The following is a 15991-nucleotide window of genomic DNA, read 5'->3' on the forward strand; positions in this document are numbered from 1 at the left end:
GACTCCTTTAGCCGTTTAAATCAGGGGTTGGCGCAGTTAACTGTTGCTGATTCCACTGTTTAATACGCACATCCTCCAGTACTTTTTCGCGCTTTTCTGCTGCCTTTACGCTCATTTCCCACTGGTCAGTGAGCGTGTTCAGCATCACTGATTTTAGCTGAATGCTGTTGGCAAGGTCCTGAGACTCCTTTGAGTCTTTGGATAGTGCGATACGGTTCGAGAGGCCGTTAATCTCGCCCAGTGTCTGGCTGACCTGTTCTTGGATCTCGTCAGTCTGCTCAAGCTGGATCGCCTTATTGATGACCAGCTGTTTGCAGGTATCTGCATAGCGTCCTGACTGTTCGACATTGCAGGTATCGAAAACCCGGTACTTCTCATACAGCGAGTCGAACTGCCCGGAGGTGCCGCCGGAAAGTAGCAGGTCATTGAGTGTCTGGCCGGGTTTGCGCAGTTTTTCCAGATCCGATTTCAGACTCTTCGCCTGATCCACAAAATCTGCAATATCCCGGACGCCGGTGGCCGTCGCTAACTGATTTTTATACGCCTGGATCTGGCTCTGATAATGTTGCGCGGTCTGCATCCAGCGCTGCGCTTCTTTCAGCCATTCGAGCTCACGCAGCGGGTCAGCATCAACAAGGACCGGAATACCGGCGTGCGCCAGCGGGCTGACAATGACGCACGCGAAAATCAGGGCATGAAAACGCCTTTTCATCATGGATCTCCTTTGGGTCATCAGAGTGCCTGAGCCAGGTAGGGTTCCAGCCATTCATGGGGCTGCATCCCTTCACGGTACAGGGAATCAAAGATTTCGAGGTTGTCGGCGCTGCCGCTCATCACTCTGGTGTATCTGCCGACACCGGAGAGGTCGAGCGTCACGCGTGCAGCAAAACGTTTTGTGTCGCCACGCCTGAACTGATTTTTCACTACCACATACTGGCGGGCCTGCGGATCCAGATTTTTCACCACATCGAACACTTCCGGTTCAAATTTCATCCCGTCAACATAGTGCGCCCGGTCGGCACTGGGGTTGGCCGCCAGGATCTGCGTGCCGCACTGCTCAATCACGGCGGGCGCAATCTCATCCCTGATGATCTCCGCCGGGGACTGGGTGCCCACAACCAGCATCCCGTTGAGCTTACGGATGGTTTTCAGTCGGTTATAGGCGAAATCCTTAAAGATCGGATCCCGCAGCCATTTCCAGAACTCATCCATGAAGATAACCAGTCGTCGTCCGTCGAGCAGCGTGGTGATGCGGTACAGCAGGTAAAAGGAGATCGGCGCACAGACATTGGCATCATCCAGAAACTCCGTGCCGTCAATGCCAAAATTATCGCAGTGGCTGATATCGAAGGTATCCGATACGTTATCAAAGACCCAGCCAAACTCGCCACCCTGCGCCCACTGCGACAGACGAACACTCAGACCGTTCTCCTGCGCCTCACGGGTGGCAGGCTCTGGCAGATTCTCCAGTAAACGGGTGATCCCATGGATGCGGTACTGTGGCTCATTACTCATCACCGCCTGTACGGCGTCATTCAGCCGGCGTTCATCACGGGGCGTGATGGTCGCGCCGTTACGCGTACACAACAGTTTCATCAACTGACTGATGAAACTGATATTGCGTTTGGTGGGCAACAGCGAAAACGGATTCCAACCCGTGGGGTCGCCATGCGTGATGCGATAGTAACGGCCTCCCAGCGCCCGGATATTCATTTCCGCGCCCCGATCTTTGTCCAGATAAACGGTGGTCAGTCGTTTAGTTTTCGCATCCGGAGAAAAACTGTCCGGACGGCCGTATTTCTGTTGCATGTTTTCAAGGAACGTCATCAGCATGGTTTTACCCGAACCGTTGGTGCCGAGAATGCAGGTACTGGCCGGGTTCTTCTCGTTGAACTCGTCCTTGTCCGCCAGCGTGTTATGCAGGTTCAGATAGTAACCATCTCCTGACGGGGTGCGCAGTAAGGCCATCGCATCCCCCCAGGGTGCATTATTGCGTTTGCCGGGGTAGAAATTGTGCAGTGCGGCCAGCTCAACAAAGTTCTGACTGCTCAGCTCTCCCTTGCGGGGTCGCAGGCGATAATTGCCGGGCAGTTGTGCCAGATACGCGGCTGAAAGAGAAAGCGCGGCGGGAACCGGTGTAATGCCGAGGTTGTTCAGGGCATTGCTGATTTCACTGGTATCGGCCACCAGGCTGTCCAGCGAGCGGGAAAACACCATGATGGATAAATGGTGTTTTCCATAGGCGATCTTCCCCGAGGTCAGCAGGTCAAGTGCCACATCCAGATCCAGTCGCTGTGACACCGCATCGTCATCTGCACTCATTAACAGACGTCGGGTGCGTTTGATGGCCTTGCGGGCTTCTTCACGTGACATGCAGGTGTACGACTGTGTAATTATATAATCGCAGGGGGCGTACAGCAGCGAGTCCATCATCCCTGTCGCGGTCTCCTCCGGGAACTCCTTCACCTCCAGCCCCCGGAAATACTGTGCGCCGCTGGCGTGGTTTATCTGCCCGGACTCGCCAGAAAAGAACAGCGCCGCCGACCCCATCATCGAATACGCAGGAGCGCGGGTGACGCGTACCCTGCGCCACTGGTGCGTCAACAGGTACTCATAAAAGGATAACTGGGAGGAGAATACCGCGTGATCTTCGGTGAACGTGCCAAGATGACGTGCGGCGTAGCGTGACAGTGCGGCATCGAGCGAGCCTTTGATTTCCAGCATTTCCCGCAGTGCAGCGTCAAGTTCTTTCAGTTTCTTGCCGTCATTCATGCGTCTGCGCCCGGCCTTTTCCAGGCTGACAAACGGACGGTAACAGACAGTCAGGAACAGGCGGTTACGGCGAAACGGATCCGCCGCCAGCGAGGCATAATACAGACGGCTGATTTCATCTGCGTAAGGGTTGCCGGATGCCTTATGCAGCGAATCGATAAACGGCTCCCGCACGTTATGGATATAAAAGGTGACCGGCATCCCCTCGAATGAGCGGATGAGTCCGTGCAACTGGTTGCAGTCAATACTGAGGGTTTTTTCTGATTCGCAGTCAAACGGGATCCCCGTCAGTTCCCAGGTGCAGTAGAGGTCACTATTGGGAGAGCGGACAACATGCTGATGAATATGCGATGAATACGGAATGTACTTCCTGAGCGTGGCACATTGATTCAGTTTCATGGCGTTGAGAAACTCCGTGATATCAACAGCATCATGCTCAACGGGCATAAATACTGTTGCGCCAAACAGCCGGTTTGCTGCCGGTTTTCCTCTTGCCCTGAGCCAGACGGCAATCAGGCTGAACCGCATGGGTTCATTCCGGGTGAGGGATTTCATCACCAGAAATTCAACCGGGAGCAGGGCAAGGAAAGCGACGGAAGTCCAGACAGCGACGATGATGGTGAACCCTGTGACACCCAGCAGGGGCACCATCGGCACCCCCCACAGTGCCGCCGGGCGTTTCATTGCTTTGAGCAGCTTTGCCATAGATGACCTCTCAGCTCATCAGCAGTGCGCCGATCTCACTGCCCCCGCCAATCAGGATCCCGCCAATAATGATGTAGGCGCACTGGGAAAGGCTTTCGCCTTTCCAGAGGGTCTTGTAACCCACCCAGATCACGGCCACGGTGATGGTGATGGCCGCCAGACCATGAAGACCGGTGGAGACCTTTTCCATCACGGTATTTGCGCGAGTGAAACCATCGGCAAACGCCGGGGGGGCAGAAAAAACCATGAGCACACCTACGGAAACAGGACTGACAGCGGCCTTTAGCTTGCGAAATAGTGTCATTCTTCTTCCTTCTCACGGGGTGACAGGGAGAGGCTCCGGCGCACTGACGGCGCGGAGGTCTGTGCGATGGCGATTTTCCCCTGACGGAGTTTTGCGGGGACACCCCGGACGACGGTCCCGGGCCAGATCAGACGGGGAGGGGATGGCTTATCAACAGGGATGGCTTCGAGGGGAGTCGGCGTTGTGGATTTATCCGCGCGGGTGCCCGGTACGGCATAACGGGAAGATGCCGAAACATAACCCATCCGCTGCAGATAGCTGGTCCCGGAAAAAGCCGCTTCAGGCTGTAGTCCTGTACGGAAATTGCCGGAGTAATAGCAGCTCAACGCTCTTTTCAGGGAACCGCCACGTTGGTAGCAGTCGCTGAGAATGCGTTCAAAAATCAACAAATTGGTGCAGGGATCAAGCAGGTCAGAGGCCGTCACGCCGTAATGATGGAAATTGGTGCTGGTGATTTGCATCAGCCCCACAGAGTAACGGCGTCCCTGTGCCATAAGGCGGCGAATAATGAGCTCAGCTTTGTCCCGGCTGGCGGGCTGATGGGAGATAACATTGTTATCTCCGAGGGAGCGAGTTGCCTTCGGAATTATTTCGGCGATGGCATAGGGGTTAAAACCGGATTCCACCCGTGCCACGTCGAGCGCAGTGGACGGATGAATGCTGGCGGCACACTGCATGGCCGCCGCCAGAAAGGCAGTGGTGGAAAGCATGATGGCCTCGGAATTGAAGGCAGCGTGCCAGTCAGTCGATCCGGCACGCTGCGGAGTAAGGAGTAATAAAGAAGGGTTAAAGCGCCGTTTCGCCGGGCTCCGCACTCTGTGGAAGATTGCTATCCTCCCGTGGCTCAAGCAGGACCAGTTTGCCGGAAACCGCAATACCGGGTGTCAGAACAATATTCAGGCCGGGCTTGCCGTTATGGGCAAATGCCACGCCAACCCTGGTCCAGTAGGTGTTTTTTTCGCCCTGCGGATCGGGCGGACCTTCCTGGGTGACAAATACGTGGTAGATGGGTTTTCTCATGAATTATCCTCTCATCAGAACGACAACGAATGAAATAAACGGGTCACATCCCGATTCTGCATTCCGGTTTTAACGGGTCAGCGAGAACATTCAGCGGCACCCTGAATTGTGGTTGTGTGAAAGCCCGAAACATATTGTTAAAGAGCAATACTCGGCCCGGACGAATAAACGTCCATCAAGCTCGTCAGTGGAAGGTGACGCGATTAGCGTGCGATATCAGTGTTAGGAGGGGAATGCTAAAATCAAAATGGGAATGAGAGAGAAAATAAATAGTGTGTTAATTATTTGTACGGGTGGGTTGTCTCAACTTAAATTTGATCAGGAACTGTTGTACGTCATGGACAAAACTAATCAGGTAAACAGGTAAATGGATTTTTGAAAAGAAGCCGTAGTCGGCGAAATCAGAAAACGGCCTTAATAGCTTTATTCAGAAAAAGATCGTTACCAAAAGCCGTTTCTCATATTATTAACATGTTCGATAAATCAAGTGGTTCTGCCACGTTGGGGCAGTGCACTTACAATGACGGCTACAACTATCACGCTACCGCCAAGTAATGTTCTGGTATCTGGCGCAGTGCCAAACCACACGATACTGAACGTAATCGCCCAAACAGGTTCAAGAGATATAATAACCGCAGCTTTTCCTGCATCCACATAACGTAGAACATACGTCAGCATGCTGTAAGCCACTCCAGTGCAAACCACGCCAATAAAGATGATGTGAAGAAGGGATGAAAAATCCGCCTGCATAATCCCTCCTGCGCCCATTGGGGTTACCACTATGGCGCAAAACATACACTGAATAAAGGATGACTGCAGAGGGGTTCCACTCGTTTTCGCATGGTTATTATACAGAACAATAATGGCATAGGAGGCCCCGGCCGCTAGTGCCCAGAGCAGCGCATTGCGGTCGCTTCCTCCTACCACGATATTCGGAGAAATAACAATAAGTCCGGCTGCAATCAGAAACATTGCCAGCACATCACGCCATCCGACATATGAACGGAAAATGCACCATCCAAATACTGAAACAAAGATAGGAAAACAGGCGAATCCAAGTGTGCCAACAGCAACACCTCCTCGTTCAACCCCGGTGAAAAAACACACCCAGTGTAAGGCAAGCAGTACACCATTCATCAGGTAATGAAACCAATCTTTTCGCGTCAGACTATTGAGGGTATATGATCTGGTACAAACCAATACAAGCAGTAGCGTGAGGGTCGCAAAAAAGGCTCGTCCAGCAACAATGGACGATGCAGAAACAGTAAGTTGTTTAGCGAGAACAGCCGATAAGCCGAACAGCATGGTGCAAAGATGAACACCGGCAGATAATTTAATTTTTTCCAATGGTACTACCTCCTAGTGCCAAATTAACATTGAATGATTCCGCAAAAAAAACGAATAATTTGGCAACTAACCATTCGATAAACAGATAGGTAAGGCATTTATGAACGATGGAGATTTAGAAATCCAATGGTTGCGAACCTTCCTGACTGTGGTTAAAAAGGGCTCAATGACAGTTGCTGCAGAACAGCTTTGTCGCTCTCAGTCCGCTATCAGCATGCATATTCGCAAACTTGAGGATGTTCTTGCCGTCAGATTATTCAGCCGGGATTCGAAGAAACTTTCATTAACAACTGCCGGGTACGAGTTACTAAGCTATGCAGAAAAACTACTTCTTCTTCATTCTCAGACGAAATCTGCAATAAGGCGTTCTGAACTTTGCGGTAAGGTCAGCTTTGGCATACCTGATGATTACGCCTCCGCATATCTGTCTGAGATTCTCACGTTCTTCTCACAACATTATCCTGCTGTTGAGCTTAACCTGTTATGTGAACCTTCATCTTTGCTGTTGCCCAAAATTGATGCCGGGACGCTGGATGTGGCCATCATTACCCGCGACGTCCCAGACCGAGGTCATTTTCTGTCCCACGAACCGCTTGTATGGGTCGGCTATTTTCCCGAGGACGCGATCGATGATGCCCCGCTGCCTGTAGCAATGTATGAATTCGGTAGTGAGGCCAGAAAAAAAATCATAAGCAGTCTTGAACAGGTGACGCAGGGATGCCGAATTATGTACAACAGTCCGTACATTGCAGGCCAGATAGCTGTTGCCAAAAGTGGGCTTGCTTTAGCCATTCTTACTCAGTGCAGTGTTCCGGAGGGTATGAAAATCATCAATAGCGAGAAACTGCCAAAATTACCAGTACTGGATGTCGCAATCGTCAAAGGTCACCACTGTTTAGATGACCATCCTGCCAGCCGCCTGACTGATGTAGTGATCGATATGTTCAGATAAGAAAAATGTTACTGATTGCTGGTGATGGTCCGTTTTTCGCTCGCAGCTGATTGTAAGGTCTTATCTAAATAACTTTGCATATTACCACTCCACAATATGCATAATGATTTATTAAAATAATGAAAACGTGCAGATAATATAACGTTTCTGCACGTGTATTTTCATATTATCAGTATTAGCGACGTTCAAGAATGGTTTGGCATTCTGTGCAGGTTGTCACGCCCGGAAGAGTTTCCCTCCGCTTTTCGGAAATGGGTTCACCGCACAATCGGCAATAATGTAATGAGGGCGTGGTTGCTGGTTTGAAACGACTCTGTTCAATCATTTCCTCCAGACGCTGCTCATTAAACTCCTGATCACGGTCTATCTCATCTGGCATGCGATGTCCTCCTGTTCAGTGCTTCTTTCTCACAAAGGGTGATGTGGTTCCAGACGGCGGTGAGGGAAGGCCCTTTTTCCCGCGAGGACAATGATTCAGTGACCTGCATCATCGCTTCCAGCGCTTCAGAAGTATCAAGGTTTTCATGACGGTTCTTTTGCCATGACAGCCAGATTTCGGCATCGATAGTTTCATCAGGGATAGGCGTTCGGCCATAAGGGATGGTGACACCCAGCAACCGGCGACGAGTACAGATCTCATTTGAGGTGAGGCCGAAAAAGTGATTCAGGAGCGCAATAGACCCTCTCAATTTTATTGCCCGATTAATCTGTTGCTGATGGTGTGCCTCCTCACGTGAAAACGTCAGGATCTGTTGTAAAGTTTCGTGATGGACAGAGAACGACATAAACTGTGTGGATGCACGGATGACGATGAATAGTTCGTCGAGGGACAGCTGATTGAGGGTATTCAATTCGTCGAATGTGAATCCTAACGTTTCACAATAACGAAAGTTGCCTTCCTTGAGGGCGGCAAGGGCATTTGTTAATACTGCATAATTCAGTGAGGGGAACATAGGTACGCCTCCCTTCAACGCGTTAAGCGGTTAGCTAACTTGAGGTTAATCCATCCGTCAATTTCAGATTCGAGCCAGGCTACGCTAGCAGGCCCAATCTTTATTGAAGAAGGAAAGGTTCCCTCTTTCATGTACAGGTAGATTTGTGAGCGCTTTAGTCCGGTTTTTACTTCCACTTGTTTCAGCCGTAATAACTGATGAGATGTCATAAATACCTCCAGTGCAGAAATGGGATATGCCCGGAGTGGGTAAAAAAACACAGATAGGGGAGGAGGGAAAGTTGATGAGCCCGCATTACGGACACCACAATCCTTAATACGGGTTTTTAGATTGAAGTATGTAGTTTCATTTTAACTGGGCCCTAAATGGACGTAGGAGAACCGCGTTCAAGCGCCGTTTTTAACGTATCGCCGCTGAACCGGTCGGTCATGCCTTCGGCTGATGCCCACTGTTCAAAGATGGATAGAAGTTTATAAGGTTGTCTTATTAGTGGTCTTATAGACTCATTATTTTTACAGGCAAGCCAAAACAGTCTAGATAATGGTGTAGATATACGCGTCGAGGATGTTTCGGAAATATCGTTTTTGGCATGTATACTAAGTAATTTGTCAAACTCGGCCTGTCTGATGACAAAACAAGCATCTTCTGGTAAATCATGAATCGGGAAATATTCACTATGGCTGTATTGATTCGTTTTTTGGTATGGTTTTTTTTCAGTAACATGCAATGCAATATTCTTAGGGAGTTTCATGAGTTGCAGTCTTATCCTTTCACGATATCTGATTTTTTCAAATATTTGAAAATGGCAATCGTCAATGTTGACGGTAAGGCCATAGTTAATATTATTTTCTCCGACTACCGGTAGTGGGATACCGAGGGACCTAGCCAATAAACGTTGAATTAGTATGTATTCATATCCGACAAGCGTGGTATCAATTACTTTTTGCTTGAAGTGAATATATTCTCCTCCGGTGATGACGATTAATCTTCTATTATTGATAAAGCAGTTTTTTTCTAGAATGCATAGCTGGTTAATCAGGTTGCTTCCTATAGTTTTAAGTTTTACTTTAGCATTTGAAAACTTTATTTCTCGTAAGATTACTTGAGATTGAAAATAGATAGAAAGGTTGATGTATCCATATAAAGCATAGCGATAAATGTCAGCTTCTGTTAATTGTGATTTTCTTGTCTTCGTCGCTATAACTATTGCCTCTGGTATCGTAATCCAGTTGTGATTATTTTTCGTGATATTTATTTTTCTATTTTTTATTGTCATGATCAATCTCCATTTATATGACGGCAATCTATTACCTGAAGATCCTTTCTCTTTTTAGTATTTTATGGCATATGTTAGTCTCTAATAAATTTCCGGATAGGTGATCGGTTTTGATAGTCATAGTTGTATTTTTTCGATAAATTATTTAATTATATTTTTTCTTGTGATTTTTATTTCATGAGTGAGTTTTTTGCCTACTCATGTGCTATTTCACAATGAATCTAGACGTGGTGATCCTGTTTTTATAAATTGGCTACAGTGCTGTTGATTATTTTAAAATCCCCTTCGTTAACTTTCCATCGAGGGGTGTAAATTAGCAAGTTCAACGAATTTTTGGAACTTATTTAATTTTTTTAGGCTGGCTGAGTTCATGATGGAGTTAGGAAATACAGGCGACCCTCGTCAGTGAAGATTTGGAAGCCATTCTGGATATCATCATTTTACATCTATATCTGAAATATACTGATGTTGTTTAGTGTAGTGATGCGCTGATACTGAAAACCAAATATCCGTATTCTGAGGATAAACGTCACGCTTTCGAGCCATTACTGGCTCAAGGGCGCTTAAAATTCTAAGTCCTATTAAGATGGAACTGACAATAATCTAAACACCAAAATCTCTCGACTTGGGTCAGTTAGTATGTAGCTGATATCTATCTACACATTGGGGTGCCCCATTTTTATTTGCTTGAGGAATATTTCCTTAATTTTTTCATATCTCGGAGCGGAGGTGAGCCAAACAGTCGGGTATATTCACGGCTGAACTGGGATGCGCTTTCATATCCGACACGAACGGCAGCGCTGCTTGCATCAAGACTTTCGTTCATCATCAACTGTCGAGCTTCCTGTAATCGCAAGTTCTTTAAATATTGCAAGGGACTCATATCTGTCAGCGATCGGAAGTGCTGGCGAAAGGCCGAAGGGCTCATATATGCTTTGGCGGCCAATTCCTCCATCGATAAGTCCTGGGTGAAATTTAGCTTCAGCCATGACAGAACTTTGGCAATTTGCTGCCCGGGTGATCCCTGTGTGACTAGATGTCGCAATGTTGGGCCATGTTGTCCGTGTAGTAACCGCGCGGTTATCTCCTGCTGAATTAAAGGGGCGATGTGAGGAAGTAACGTATGGTCATTCAATAGTCGAATAAGCCGACAGATGGCTTCCAAAAGGCTCTCATCAAGTTCAACTACCGATATTGCACTGGTGCTACACGTTTTTGCTGTATGGGAAAAATCCATATCGGCCACTAGTTGGGAGATAAGCCGGGCATCCAGATTCAGACGAATTCCCAGATAGGGCTCATCTGTACTGGCTTTGGTAACATGGGAGACAACCGGCAAATCGACAGAGGTGACAAGGGATTGACCTGGCCCATAGTCGAAGATTTTATCCCCCAGAGTTACCCGTTTCCCACCTTGAACGGTAATGCCTAGCCCCAGCCCGTAGATACAAGGCATGGGTGCGGTGGCGGCGCTTCTGCGATAAAGTGAGAGTGCAGGGATTGCTGTTTCGTAATCACCATCGATAGTTGCCATCTTGGCTACCAATAGTGCCAATCTTTCACTGCCGTTTTGAGCTAGCATCTGCTCCTCCCCTTTTAGTAAGATTTTCCGATATGTTCAGTAATGAAAAGTCTAACATTGTTCTGTAAATATATTGCCGATATTGATAGCGGTTAATCGAATTAGGCAAAAAATCAATCATATCTGGCAAGCGTGAGTTTCACTCACCGAGCCATACTATCTGCCTACAAATGCTGTCTTTCGCACGTCTCTTAAGGCAATCAAACGCAGGAAACATTATGAAGAACGTATTGATCATCAACGCACATCAGTTCTATGAAGGCATTTCGTCAGGGAGTTTAAACAAGGCGTTAATTAGCGTGATTCAAGAGGCAATGGAAAAGCGCGGTTACACGGTGAAACTCACCGATATAGAACGAGGCTATGATATTAATGAAGAGGTTGAGAAACATCTTTGGGCTGACATTATTATCACCCAATCTCCCGTGTACTGGTTCAGCACACCTTGGATTTATAAAAAGTATGTCGATGAAGTCTTTACTGCTGGTCTTATGCAACAGTGTTTCCTGGTGGATGATGGCAGAACGCGGAAAGATCCAAGTCGGCAATATGGTTCGGGGGGGAAATGCAAGGTAAACAGTACATGCTTTCGCTGACGTGGAATGCCCCGAAAGAGGCCTTTGATGACAAAGAACAGATCTTATTTTCCGGAAAATCGGTGGATGATGTGTTCGCTTACAATACGGTCAATTACAAGTTTTGCGGTGTCGAACCAGTGCCGTCATTTTCGTGTTTTGATGTAATGAAAGCTCCTGAGATCGAGAAAGATATCGAAAGACTGAAAGAACATTTGGCATATGTTTTTTCCTAAAATAGATATCTGGTTGATTACCATCCGTTATGTTTTAAAAGAGCTAAAAAACCTAGACGGTACAATTCTTAAATCTATTAATAGCTATTTTAAATAAATGGATATATCTGGTTTTAATCTATAATGTCGTCTCCTCGTGATTAAGCAGTGTTAATCGAGGAGATAATATTAATATCTCTTTAGTCAGTAATCTTTTGTGCCAATTCTTACAATAACCCATTATTTATTGATAAATAGAAATTAATTGACTCAATATACTCTGATAGCAGAATTCCTGCTAAATATTTAATGTTATCGAAAAGGATAAAAAGATGACAAAAATTCTGCATATTGATGCCAGTGCGCGCCCGGGTTTAGGCGGAATTGATTTACATGGTTCTTACAGCCGCCGCTTGACCCACGATTTCGTAAAGTATTGGTTATCACGCCAGCCTGATGCTGCCGTTCGTTATCGTGATGTGGGGCTGCAACCACCCGATCATATAAACCATTCCTGGATTGAGGCTGGATTCGGTTCGGGTCTTGAGCCGGTAGAAGTCGATCGCGTATTGGGAAAAAGTAATGAACTCGTCGATGAATTACTCTGGGCCGATGTGTTGGTTCTGGGGGTTCCTATGTACAATTTTGGTATGCCATCTAGCCTGAAAGCGTGGATAGATAACATTGTTCGGTTGGGGCGGACACTGTTTTATACTCCCGATGTTCCTGGACATCCTTTCACTGGTGCCTTTTCTGAACGGCCACTACCGGTTGTACTTTTATCTTCACGCGGTGATCATGGAATGGATCCGGGGGGAGAATATGCACATATGAATCATCTTGACCCTGCGATAAAGACAGCTCTGGGTTTTATTGGCATCAATGAGATCCATTGCATTGCTGTTGAACATCAATCTGAGGGGGGAGACGCTTTATCCCATTCCCTACAGAGTGCCCTGTCGCGCACTGCTGATCTGGCGAATAACCTATTGGCGGCACGCGGGGTCTGAAGGGACTGAAATTATCTCTTCGCCGAGAGCATGGAGATAAACGTATTTTCAGCATGATACAAACAATTTGGCCGCAAAATCTGTTGCGGCCAAATTGTTTTACTATATTTTGAAGGTACCGCGGCTTTACAGACCTACCATTTTCATTCCACTTTCTGGCAGACGTTCTCCGACAACTGATATTGTTGATAATGCTTCATCGATTTCGATCTTGTTTTCAGCAGAAAGTTCAACGTTGACCGAGCCCAGATTTTCTTCCAGCCTATGTGGCTTTGTAGTGCCGGGTATAGGAACAATCCATGGTTTTTGAGCAAGCAACCAAGCTAGCGATAATTGGGCTGGCGTTATCCCTTTACGCTGTGAAAGCGTTTTTAAAACGTCCACTAGAGTGGCGTTAGCTTTGCGGGCTTCAGATGAAAAACGAGGAACCGCAACGCGAAAATCTGAGTTTTCAAATGCCGTATTCTCATCGATCTTTCCTGTGAGAAAACCTGCGCCTAATGGACTGAAAGGAACGAAACCAATGCCGAGTTCTTCAAGGACTGGTAATATTTCATTTTCAACACCCCGATAAAACAGTGAATACTCACTCTGAACCGCAGCTACAGGATAGACAGCATGGGCGCGACGGATTGTTTGGACCCCGGGTTCAGAAAGGCCAAAATGTTTGACCTTTCCTTCAATAACCAGATCTTTAACTGTGCCAGCGACATCTTCTATCGGTACGTTTGGATCAACGCGATGCTGATAAAGTAGATCAATGCTATCGGTTTTCAGTCGCTTTAAAGATGCTTCAACAACGAGCCTGATGTGTTCGGGGCGGCTGTTTAGTGTACCGTGGCGATAGCCCGTATCTTGATCAATATCGAAACCGAATTTGGTTGCAATTACGACGCTGTCACGGATTGGCGCAAGCGCTTCACCGACGAGCACCTCATTAGTGAATGGTCCATAAACCTCCGCCGTATCGAAGAAGGTGACACCTTGATCGAATGCACTTCGGATGAGGCTGATGGCCTGTTGCTTATCTATTGCTGTTCCGTAAGCATGGTTTAACCCCATGCAGCCTAGCCCTAAGGTAGACACTTCCAGCCCATTTTTGCCCAATAAACGTTTTTTCATTTTTCACCATTTTACTATGTCGCGGGTAGTTTTTACGTTAAACCAATCATGTTATTCGTAGATAATCGATGTGTATCATCTTGGCTCAATTTGAAAGGTGAAACTAGATAGAGAATATTGCATTCTGTTATAAATCCTATTTATAAATCCGATTTATTAAAATTAATATCTCTCTTAATCTTTGCTATCGCTGGCATCATTGTAGTTGCGAACTGAAAAATAAAAAGCATTCTCAAATCCCTTATTACAGTAATGATTGGATTAGGCAATTAATGTGACATATTAGGCAATAATTTTTGGTGTGGTCCACGTATGGTTATGTATTTAAGGATGAGGGTGAGAAACATTACATGAAAGCATATCGTTTAGATAATTTCACAAGTATTGATGACCTGCATGTACAACAGGAGAGCATCCCACAACCACAACAAGGTGAGGTATTAGTTCGCATTCATGCTGTATCACTGAATTTTAGAGATATCGCAATCCTTCGCGGTCAGTATCCCGCTCCTCATTTAAAGGGATTGATCCCAACAAGCGATGGAGCCGGTGAAGTTATTGCCATTGGGGAGGGGGTTGATTATTTTAACGTCGGAGATCGGGTAATGGGGACGTTCCACCCTCGTTGGTTCGCAGGGCATATGCCGACTAATCTCTTCCATTATGGTTATGGCAGTGTGTCTGATGGTTGGCTGGTTGAGCAGAAAGTCGTCAACCAGGAATCACTCGTTCGTATACCAAATAATCTTTCCTATGAAGAGGCTGCTACTTTGCCTTGTGCTGCATTAACAGCATGGAGCGCACTTACCGACGGTTCTCCTATTCGCTGTGGTGATACAGTCTTGATTCAAGGAACAGGTGGTGTCTCTATCTTTGCGCTTCAGCTTGCTAAGGCTGCTGGCGCTTCTGTTATTGCGACGACATCCAGTACGGAGAAAGCTAAACGTTTACGTGAGCTTGGAGCCGATCAGGTTATTAACTACCGCGAAGAACCGCGCTGGGGAGATCGTGTGCGGGATTTGTTTAACGGGCAAGGTGTGGATCGTATTGTGGAAGTGGGTGGGCCAGGCACAATAGCGGAAAGTCTACGTGCAATCCGTCCCGGCGGCGAAATAGCCCTTGTTGGTTTCGTGAGTTCTGGGGGCGCGGGCGTAGACTACATCAATATGTTTATGAGCGGTGCGACATTACGGCATATTTCAGTTGGTAGCCGTGAAGCATTTAAGGATCTCGTGCGTGTGATCGAGATGGCCGGTATTAAACCAGTTATCGACCGCATTTTTGATTTTGAGGAAGCTAAGAAGGCTTTTGTTCATCTTGACAGCAGAGCACATTTCGGAAAAGTCGTCATAAGATGTTCTTAGAAGCAGACCGACGTAGAGCGGCAAAACTATTCCACTGATCGTTCACGCTGCTGTGTACTGGTTGTTGCAAATCGGTTTATCACCTATCAGTTTCGCAGATTAACCCGTTAGTCTGTGCCTATATAGAGGTAAGCAAGGTGAGCTGGAAGAAAAGCATGTTTGTTTATGCAGCGGTGTTGGCCTTGGTTGCTGGGAGTATCCCTTTTATCGTTATGGTCGTAAAGGATCGGACTTATGTTCCAAGCCCTGTTTATGCGCCTGCTGGGGAATCAAATCGTGCCGTTGCAGTCGTCTACTATTCTCGTTCAGGGCATTCTGAGGCTGTGGCGCGTGAAATTGCCCAGACATTTAATGCCCCGATTGCTCGTATATATGCTGAATATACTCTCGATATGGCAGGGCAAAGAAATGCTGTATCGGATGCAAGTAAGGAAATTCTCCCCAAAATCGTTGTGGAATCTATCGGGTTAGCGCCAGTTAAGCGAATTTTTCTGGTTGCACCGACCTGGATGTTCCGCCCTGCAACACCTCTCTGGGCTTATGTTGAGCAGACAGATCTTACGGGAAAACAAGTTGTGCTTGTTACCACGGGTAATAGCCGATTCAAACAAGAAGAGACGGATGCTTTTGCGGTGCGGGTGGCGGCTCACGGCGGTCATCTCGTGCACCATATCTTCCTGCGTCGCGGACGTATTTATTGGCAGAAGAGTCGTGAAGAATTGATTGAGGACGTCAGAGATCAGATACGTGAATACCAGCATGCCACATCACTGTAATTATTCGCTTCCTCTCTG

The 15991-nt window shown here is 47.1% G+C and carries 16 protein-coding genes and 1 pseudogene; 5 read left to right on the forward strand and 12 right to left on the reverse strand.

Features of this window, described 5'->3' with window-relative positions; all coding sequences use genetic code 11:
* Positions 1-7: 7 nt before the first annotated feature.
* The 6 genes from DCH402_RS07910 to DCH402_RS07935 all read right to left on the reverse strand — a co-directional run bounded on the left by DCH402_RS07910 (position 8) and on the right by DCH402_RS07935 (position 6148).
* A complete protein-coding gene (locus DCH402_RS07910) occupies positions 8-712 on the reverse strand; it encodes a TrbJ/VirB5 family protein (protein ID WP_040000620.1) in 705 nt (234 codons plus the stop codon).
* 20 nt (positions 713-732) lie between these two features.
* On the reverse strand, positions 733-3477 hold the full coding sequence (locus DCH402_RS07915; protein WP_040000621.1) for a VirB4 family type IV secretion/conjugal transfer ATPase: 2745 nt from the start codon (positions 3475-3477) through the stop codon (positions 733-735).
* A 10-nt stretch (positions 3478-3487) separates the two neighbouring features.
* On the reverse strand, positions 3488-3781 hold the full coding sequence (locus tag DCH402_RS07920; protein ID WP_040000622.1) for a TrbC/VirB2 family protein: 294 nt from the start codon (positions 3779-3781) through the stop codon (positions 3488-3490).
* Positions 3778-4491: a lytic transglycosylase domain-containing protein gene (locus tag DCH402_RS07925; protein ID WP_040000623.1), complete on the reverse strand. Its 714-nt coding sequence runs from the start codon at positions 4489-4491 to the stop codon at positions 3778-3780. Before DCH402_RS07925 ends, DCH402_RS07920 begins: the two co-directional genes overlap by 4 nt.
* 76 nt (positions 4492-4567) lie before the next feature.
* Positions 4568-4801, reverse strand: a complete 234-nt coding sequence (locus DCH402_RS07930; RefSeq protein WP_040000624.1) for a hypothetical protein — start codon at positions 4799-4801, stop codon at positions 4568-4570.
* A gap of 483 nt (positions 4802-5284) precedes the next feature.
* On the reverse strand, positions 5285-6148 hold the full coding sequence (locus tag DCH402_RS07935) for a DMT family transporter (protein ID WP_012885316.1): 864 nt from the start codon (positions 6146-6148) through the stop codon (positions 5285-5287).
* Positions 6149-6248: 100 nt separating this feature from the next.
* On the opposite strand from DCH402_RS07935, the gene DCH402_RS07940 reads away from it, so the two are divergent.
* A complete protein-coding gene (locus DCH402_RS07940) occupies positions 6249-7100 on the forward strand; it encodes a LysR family transcriptional regulator (protein ID WP_012885315.1) in 852 nt (283 codons plus the stop codon).
* Between the two features lie 175 nt (positions 7101-7275).
* Here the strand turns inward: DCH402_RS07940 and DCH402_RS21170 are convergent, their stop codons facing one another.
* The 5 genes from DCH402_RS21170 to DCH402_RS07965 all read right to left on the reverse strand — a co-directional run bounded on the left by DCH402_RS21170 (position 7276) and on the right by DCH402_RS07965 (position 10911).
* Positions 7276-7479: a TraR/DksA family transcriptional regulator gene (locus DCH402_RS21170; RefSeq protein ID WP_012885314.1), complete on the reverse strand. Its 204-nt coding sequence runs from the start codon at positions 7477-7479 to the stop codon at positions 7276-7278.
* On the reverse strand, positions 7469-8053 hold the full coding sequence (locus DCH402_RS07950; RefSeq protein ID WP_012885313.1) for a DUF2857 domain-containing protein: 585 nt from the start codon (positions 8051-8053) through the stop codon (positions 7469-7471). The genes DCH402_RS21170 and DCH402_RS07950 overlap by 11 nt, the downstream gene beginning before the upstream one ends.
* A gap of 14 nt (positions 8054-8067) precedes the next feature.
* Positions 8068-8262 (reverse strand): AlpA family transcriptional regulator, encoded by a 195-nt coding sequence (locus tag DCH402_RS07955; protein WP_012885312.1) that lies wholly within the window; start codon positions 8260-8262, stop codon positions 8068-8070.
* Between the two features lie 152 nt (positions 8263-8414).
* Positions 8415-9329 (reverse strand): hypothetical protein, encoded by a 915-nt coding sequence (locus DCH402_RS07960; protein ID WP_012885311.1) that lies wholly within the window; start codon positions 9327-9329, stop codon positions 8415-8417.
* Between the two features lie 679 nt (positions 9330-10008).
* Positions 10009-10911 (reverse strand): AraC family transcriptional regulator, encoded by a 903-nt coding sequence (locus DCH402_RS07965; RefSeq protein WP_012885310.1) that lies wholly within the window; start codon positions 10909-10911, stop codon positions 10009-10011.
* A gap of 218 nt (positions 10912-11129) precedes the next feature.
* On the opposite strand from DCH402_RS07965, the pseudogene DCH402_RS07970 reads away from it, so the two are divergent.
* Positions 11130-11722, forward strand: a pseudogene (locus DCH402_RS07970) (NAD(P)H-dependent oxidoreductase).
* A 311-nt stretch (positions 11723-12033) separates the two neighbouring features.
* Entirely contained in the window at positions 12034-12711 is a 678-nt protein-coding gene (locus DCH402_RS07975; protein WP_012885308.1) for an FMN-dependent NADH-azoreductase, read from the forward strand.
* A gap of 126 nt (positions 12712-12837) precedes the next feature.
* Here DCH402_RS07975 and DCH402_RS07980 read toward each other — a convergent pair whose 3' ends face one another.
* On the reverse strand, positions 12838-13833 hold the full coding sequence (locus DCH402_RS07980) for an aldo/keto reductase (RefSeq protein ID WP_040000628.1): 996 nt from the start codon (positions 13831-13833) through the stop codon (positions 12838-12840).
* A gap of 350 nt (positions 13834-14183) precedes the next feature.
* Here DCH402_RS07980 and DCH402_RS07985 point away from each other — a divergent pair, with 350 nt between their 5' ends.
* Both DCH402_RS07985 and DCH402_RS07990 read left to right on the forward strand, forming a co-directional pair.
* Positions 14184-15197, forward strand: a complete 1014-nt coding sequence (locus DCH402_RS07985) for a zinc-dependent alcohol dehydrogenase family protein (RefSeq protein WP_012885306.1) — start codon at positions 14184-14186, stop codon at positions 15195-15197.
* Between the two features lie 137 nt (positions 15198-15334).
* Positions 15335-15973, forward strand: coding sequence for a flavodoxin family protein (locus tag DCH402_RS07990; RefSeq protein WP_040000629.1), 639 nt, complete (start codon positions 15335-15337; stop codon positions 15971-15973).
* Positions 15974-15991 lie beyond the last annotated feature (18 nt).

It is taken from the genome of Dickeya chrysanthemi NCPPB 402, assembly GCF_000406105.1.
Taxonomy (GTDB): domain Bacteria; phylum Pseudomonadota; class Gammaproteobacteria; order Enterobacterales; family Enterobacteriaceae; genus Dickeya; species Dickeya chrysanthemi.